At 37.2% G+C, this 7,269-nt stretch carries 4 protein-coding genes; all 4 read left to right on the top strand.

The genetic code is table 11. The features are described from left to right. The first annotated feature begins 387 nt into the window (after positions 1-387). Complete coding sequence (locus F960_RS14950; RefSeq protein WP_004866785.1) at positions 388-2,388, top strand: type I restriction-modification system subunit M; 2,001 nt, start codon at positions 388-390, stop codon at positions 2,386-2,388. After that, positions 2,388-2,567, top strand: coding sequence for a hypothetical protein (locus F960_RS14945; RefSeq protein WP_004866783.1), 180 nt, complete (start codon positions 2,388-2,390; stop codon positions 2,565-2,567). The genes F960_RS14950 and F960_RS14945 overlap by 1 nt, the downstream gene beginning before the upstream one ends. 2 nt (positions 2,568-2,569) lie before the next feature. Beyond that, entirely contained in the window at positions 2,570-3,895 is a 1,326-nt protein-coding gene (locus F960_RS14940) for a restriction endonuclease subunit S (protein WP_004866780.1), read from the top strand. A gap of 89 nt (positions 3,896-3,984) precedes the next feature. Then, the gene (locus tag F960_RS14935; RefSeq protein ID WP_004866778.1) at positions 3,985-7,269 is read left to right on the top strand and encodes a type I restriction endonuclease subunit R; all 3,285 of its coding nucleotides are present in this window, start codon (positions 3,985-3,987) and stop codon (positions 7,267-7,269) included.

The raw sequence follows: 7,269 nt of genomic DNA, 5'->3' as shown, positions 1-7,269 counted from the left end.
TTACTTTTCAAAGTAGCATAAATTTCGTATCTTTCATCTTGAGAAAGTTGGGTGTATTTCTTCATTGTGTGCTTTCCAATTGCGAGTTGAAAAAGTCTAATGATTCTATGAATACACCTAACTTTTTCAACTAACTACAAATGTGTTGCACTTGGGATTTGAATCTGCGTTTTTAAATATTGCAATATAAGGTTGAAAACAGTTGCTAGAATTTATTTTAAATTTTGCATTTTAAGGTGGATTTTTCATAAGAAAATTTACTGGTAATCTAAAATCAATAAAGAAATAAACTATAAGCTTTTCACTTTGTTTTTTGCATTACAAGGTTGAAAAACAATTAAATCATGATATATTCCATCTATGCATTCTAAGGTTGGAAAATTACAAATGGTTATCACCCCAAATAACAATGACACCGTACTAACAAACTTTATTTGGAAAAATGCCGATGATTTGCGTGGGGACTTTCCACACACTCAATTCGGTAGAATCATTTTACCTTTCACCATCCTTAGACGATTAGAGTGTGTGTTAGAAGAAAACAAGGCAAAAGTCCTTGCCACTTATGAGCAATTCAAAGATCAAGACCTAGCACTTGATGCCATTCTAAAAAATGCAAGCCAACGCCCTTTTTACAATACTTCAAATTACAGTCTTTCAACTCTAGGTGGCAACAAAACAAAAGCTAACCTTGAAGACTATATTTCAAAGTTTTCAGAGAATGTTCGTAAGATTTTTGAAGGCTTTAAGTTTGCTCAAATTATTGCTGAATTAGATGCAGCGAATCTTCTACTTTTAATTTCAGGTAACTTCGCCAAAATAAATCTTCATCCTGATGCTGTTCCTGACCGTACCATGAGTAATGTGTATGAGCATCTAATTGCTAAATTTGGTGCAGAAGTGGGTACGGGGTCGGAAGACTTCATGACACCGCATGATGTTGTTCATTTAGCGACAACTTTATTACTTCATCCTGATAATGACTTATTTGAGCAAAACTTAGGTCTAGTTCGTACATTGTACGACATGACATGTGGAACAGGTGGCTTCCTAAGTGACATGATGAATCATGTTGAAACCTATAAAGATAAATACAAAGTTGCGCCTGTATTAGTTCCACATGGTCAAGAAATTCAACCTGAAACACATGCTGTTGCTCTAGGTAACATGCTGTTAAAACGGTTAGAAACAGACCCAAGCCGTGATTTATCTGCAAATATTAAACTTGGTAGTACATTGAGCAACGACCAATACGAAGGTAAACGCTTCCACTACCAATGTGCCAATCCTCCTTATGGTATGAAATGGGACAAAGATTCCAAAGAAGTAAAGGCAGAACAAAAACTTGGTTTTGCAGGTCGTTTTGGTGCAGGTGTGCCAAAAAGTAGTGATGGTTCAATGCTATTTTTGCAGAACCTTGTTGCAAAGCTTGAAACACCTGAAAATGGCGGTGGTCGTGGTGCAATCGTGCTTTCAGGTTCACCATTATTTAATGGTAAAGCGAACTCAGGCGAATCAAATATTAGACGTTGGTTGCTTGAGAATGACTACATTGAAGCTATTGTGGCATTACCGACAGAAATCTTTTTCCGCACAGGTATTACAACCTATGTTTGGTTGATTTCAAACCGAAAACCAAGTCATCGACAAGGCAAGGTACAGCTTATTGATGCATCAGGTTTGGGTGCTTCAATGCGTAAGAATGAAGGCAACAAGCGCACTTATCTAGATGATGATTCGATTGCTGAAATTACTCGTATTTACGCAGACTTTGAAGAAAGCGAAATCAGTAAAATCTTTGATTACACTGAATTTGGTTATCGCCAAGTACAAGTTAAACGTCCTTTACGCATGGACTTCCATTTCAATGCTGAAAATAAAGCTATTTTAAAGTCGAATAAAGATTTTATTAAATTGAGTGAAGCTGATCAAAATGAAGTTCAGAAATTCATTGATCAATTTGACGATACGCCAAAATCATTTGCTTGGTTAGAGTCTGAATTTATTGCCAAGCTGCCGATTAAAAAAATTAGTAAGGCTTTAAACGAAGCTTTAATTAACGTGTTTGGCGATAAAAATCCTGATGCTGAAATTATCACTTTAAATGGTGATGTGCTCTTTGATACAGAACTAAATGACGCTGAAAGCATCCCTTTAAATCAGGATATTCAAGCGTATATGGCGAAAGAGATTTTACCACATGCACCTGATGCAGTGATTGATGAAAAAGTGGTAGATGCTCAGGATGGACAAGTTGGTTTAGTTGGTTACGAAATTAACTTTAACCGTTATTTCTACAAGTTTGAACAACCTCGCCATCCGAATGAAACACTTGCTGAGATCAAAAAACTTTCAGCAGAAGTTGCTCAGTTGCTTGGGGAGATTTAATGATGATTTGTCCTAATTGCGAAGAACATATTGTGCTTGAAGATTATGAAAATACTTCCCCATTTCAATGTGAACATTGTAAAACTTGGTTGGAGCTTGAGATTGATGAAAGCACTTATTTAGGGGCTAAACAAACAGCTTTACGCATTGTTGATGATCAAGATTTGGGCGAGGTGTAATCATGGATTTTAAAGAGTACCCAAGTTATAAAGACAGTGGTGTGGAATGGTTAGGTAAAATACCTGAACATTGGGAACAAAAACCTATATGGAGTATGTTCACTCGTACTAAACGAACCAATCACCCTAACGAGCTTCTACTATCTGTTTATAGAGATTATGGCGTAATCCCTAAAAATAGTAGAAATGATAATCATAATCGTGCATCAGAAGATTTAACTCCTTATCAACTTGTTTTACCTAATGACCTTGTTATTAATAAAATGAAGGCGTGGCAAGGTTCAATTGCTATTTCTGAATACAAAGGAATTGTAAGTCCTGCATATTACATTTATGAGCCTAAACAATCATATTGTTCTAAATATATTCACCATTTGATACGGTCAGTATACTTTATTCAAAGTTATAAAAATTTCTCAAAAGGTATCCGTGTAAACCAATGGGATTTAGAGCACGATGCTTTTACACACATCAATTTATTAGTGCCACCTTTAACTGAACAGAATCATATCATTTCATTCCTCGACTCTGAAACATCACGTATCGACAACTTAATTACCAAGCAAGAAAAGTTAATCGAGACGTTGGAAAAACACCGTAAATCCGTCATTTCTCATGCGGTAACGAAAGGTCTAGATTCAAATGTGCCAATGAAAGACAGTGGTGTTGAATGGTTGGGTGAAGTGCCTGAGCATTGGAAAATTTTACAAACTAGACATCTATTTAACTTTGGTAAAGGTTTAACAATCACTAAAGAAGATTTGAGTGATGAAGGCATACCTTGCATTAATTATGGTGAAATTCACTCAAAATACGGATTTGAATTTAATCCTTTGGACAATCCACTTAAATGTGTTTCCCATGATTTTATTGAATCCAATAAAAACTGCCTTCTTAATGAAGGAGATTTTATTTTTGCCGATACATCAGAAGACTTAGAGGGTTCAGGTAATTTTAGCTATCTAAATCAAACATCTACTGTTTTTGCAGGTTATCACACTATTATTGCAAGACCTAAAAGTGGATTAAACCATCGCTATCTAGCCTATATGTTTGATTCTCAAGCTTATCGAAGTCAAGTGAGGACTGAAATGAAGGGGGTTAAAGTCTACAGTGTTTCACAAGGAGTTTTAAAAAGTCGCTTAGCTTGGCTACCTTCAATAAAAGAACAAGTTGAGATCGTTAAACTTCTTGATGAAAAATCATCAAAAATTGACACATTGATTGCCAAACAAAGAGAGCTAATTACAAAACTCAAAAGCTACCGTACTTCTATCATCTCCCATGCAGTTACAGGGAAAATTGATGTACGTGACCTAGTTGCCTAACCTGAAAAAAGCATTCAGGAAATAAAACAAGTAATGGTGTGTAGAGGGGGTCTACACACCATAGATCAACTGAATATGTGAGAATAAATATGAACATGCTACTTTCAGACAAAGCACATTACGAATCACACTTAGAAGAATATATTGTGTCTAAACTCAAGACACAGGGTTGGCTTGTTGGTGAAAGCAAAAACTACGACACTGACACCGCACTTTATACCGAAGATTTGATCGGTTGGATTAAAGATTCTCAGCCTGAAAAATGGGATAATCTTTATAATACCTATGGTGAAAATACAGAAAAAACCATTGTTCGTAGCCTTTGTGCTGAAATTGAAAATAAGTCAAATCTTATTGTGTTTCGTAAAGGTTTTAAAATCGCAGGTGCGGGTTTAGGCGGTATTCTCCATCTTACTGAAACAGCTCCCGAAGATAAACGTAATGAAACAACGCTTAGAAATTACAAATTCAATCGTTTACGAGTTGTTCCACAACTTAAATACAATCCAACCCGTGATTTCCGTATTGATCTAGTCTTCTTTATTAATGGTTTACCAATGGCAACCGTTGAGATCAAAACAGATTTCAATCAGTCAATTGATGCTGCAAAAGAACAATATAAGCAAGACCGCAAGCCAATTGACCCAAAAACCAATCGAAAAGAACCACTCCTTTTAAGTAAGCGTGGTGCAATTGTTCACTTTGCTTTATCTGACTCAGAAATTTACATGACCACCTGCTTAGATGGTGATAACACCTTCTTCTTACCATTTAATAAAGGCAATGATGGTCATGCAGGAAATCCTCCTGTAGGTGCTGATGGTGAATACCCTGTAGCATACTTTTGGGATGATATTTGCAAACCTGATAATTGGCTCAAAATCTTCCATGACTTTGTTTATGTGGAAAAGAAAAAGAAAGCCGACCTATCAGGTAAATACACTGTTCATGAACGTCTAATCTTCCCTCGCTACCATCAGTTTGATGCAGTATTAAAGATGCTCAATGATGCAAAAACCAATGGTGTTGGCTTCAATTACCTCTGTGAGCATAGTGCAGGTTCAGGCAAAACTTCAACGATTGCTTGGACAAGTCATGGCTTGATTCGCTTAAGACAAGATGATGGTACGCCATATTTCAACTCTGTGATTGTGGTAACAGATCGAACAGTCTTGGATGATCAGCTTCAAGAAGCGATTAAACAAATTGATCATCAAAAAGGTTTGATTGCCACTATTAGCCGTGAAAACAAAGAAAATGGCGGTGGAACAAAGAGCAAGCAGCTTGAAAATGCCTTGATCTCAGGTACGCCAATCATTGTGGTAACGATTCAGACCTTCCCGCATGTCATGGAAGCAATTCTGACTGAGAATAGCTTGAGTGATCGTAGATACGCTATCATTGTTGATGAAGCGCATACTTCTCAGACAGGCTCTACAGCATCTAAGCTGCAAGCAACCCTTGCCTTAAAATCGAGTGCTGATCTTGAAAAGTTAACCGTTGAAGAATTATTGGAGCAAGTACAGAAAGCGAGAGGTAATATTAAAAACATTAGCCATTTCGCCTTTACAGCCACCCCAAAACATTCAACCTACATGCTGTTTGGTCGCACCAAAGATGGCAAAACTGCAACAGATGACAATCTACCGTTACCTTTCCACTTGTACACGATGCGCCAAGCTATTGAGGAAGGCTTTATTCTTGATGTGCTTAAAGGTTATGTGCCGTACAAGACTGCCTTTAAGTTGGGTGGTGATGCAGTTGATAGTGAACAACGAGTGGAAGGAAAAGGTGCTCGTAGAGCATTAGCACGTTGGATGGCACTACATGCAACAAACGTCACTCAAAAAGTGCAATTTATTGTTCAGCATTTTCACCACAATGTCGCACATCTATTGAATAGCCAAGCCAAAGCTATGATTGTGACAAGCTCTCGCCCTGCTGCTATTCGCTATAAACTTGCTTTAGAGAAATATATTAATGAGAACCCTGAATACAGCCAATATCGTGTTTTAGTGGCATTCTCAGGCACTATTAAAGGCAGTGCTGTAAAGCATGATGATGATACAGATGCTCATGACATCTTTAATTTCAGTGATGATATCGAGTTTAGTGAAAAATCACTAAATGAAGATAATCCGTGCGCTGATTTAAGAGACAGCTTTGATCGCCCTGAATACCGTTTAATGGTGGTAGCAAATAAATTCCAAACGGGCTTCGACCAACCAAAACTATGTGCAATGTACTTAGACAAGAAGATTGCCAATCCTGTTGAGGTTGTGCAAACGCTATCTCGCTTAAACCGTACTACGTCAGGTAAAGACCAAACCTTTGTCATTGACTTTGTGAATGACCCTGAATGGATTCAAACATGCTTTAAACAATACGATAGCGGTGCTGAGATGTATAACATCCAAGACCCTAATATTGTCTATAGCATTAAAGATACATTAGATGAAATGGAGCTTTATGATGAAGATGATCTTGAAGCGTTCAAGAATGCTAAATTTAAGACAATTCGTGATTTAGCCAAAGATAACCATGATCACAATCAACATAAGGCACTGTATCAAGCAACCGATAAGCCTACTCGATTATTTAACAAGAAACTAAAAACACTTAAAGAAGCAATTGATCTTCAAGAAAAGCTTTATCAAAAAGCAAAAAGCGAAGGCAATGAAAGCGGTAAGAGCCAAGCTGAATTAGAGCGCAAGATTTTAGATGTAGAACTTAAAAAACTACTAAACTTTAAAAATGACTTGCTGAGATTTGGTCGTATCTATAGCTATATTGCTCAAATCATCGACTTTGCTGACCCTGAGCTAGAAAACTTTGCTTCGTTCAGTAAATTGGTTGGTAAACGCTTAAATGGTATAGCTGCTAAAGAGGTGGATATTTCAGGTCTCGTACTCACAGGTTATGGCATCTTTAAAAAGAAAGGCGATGATACTGATGGCGGTTCAAACCCTGAAATCCCAACTGTACCTGTAGTTCCAATTACAGGTACAGGTTCAACCGACCCAACACCGACTCAACTCTTCTATTTACAAGAAGTGATTGATCGTATTAGTGCTGCCTTTGGTGATCTTTCTACACGCTATGAACAAGCTGTTTTTATTAACCATCTCGCTGCGATTCTACGTGATGATGAAGTGGTCATGGCACAGATCGAAAACAACACTAAAGAAACCGCATTACAGGGTAACTTGTCGACTGCTGTAACCAATGCCATCATTCAAGCTCTATCTTCACATCAAACCTTATCAGCTCACCTACTTAAAAATGATAGTCAGGCAATGCAAAATATTATGTTAGCTCTCTATAAGTTACTTAAAGACGGTGAAACACTTGATGTTGAGAAATTGAAGGGATAG

The sequence above is a fragment of the Acinetobacter gerneri DSM 14967 = CIP 107464 = MTCC 9824 genome (assembly GCF_000368565.1).
Lineage (GTDB): Bacteria > Pseudomonadota > Gammaproteobacteria > Pseudomonadales > Moraxellaceae > Acinetobacter > Acinetobacter gerneri.
This window is presented reverse-complemented; position numbering and strand designations above follow the sequence as displayed.

Bases quoted from the DNA above. Each gene is read 5' to 3' on its own strand.
- F960_RS14950 (WP_004866785.1), top strand. From the start codon at position 388: ATGGTTATCACCCCAAATAACAATGACACCGTACTAACAAACTTTATT.
- F960_RS14945 (WP_004866783.1), top strand. From the start codon at position 2,388: ATGATGATTTGTCCTAATTGCGAAGAACATATTGTGCTTGAAGATTAT.
- F960_RS14940 (WP_004866780.1), top strand. From the start codon at position 2,570: ATGGATTTTAAAGAGTACCCAAGTTATAAAGACAGTGGTGTGGAATGG.
- F960_RS14935 (WP_004866778.1), top strand. From the start codon at position 3,985: ATGAACATGCTACTTTCAGACAAAGCACATTACGAATCACACTTAGAA.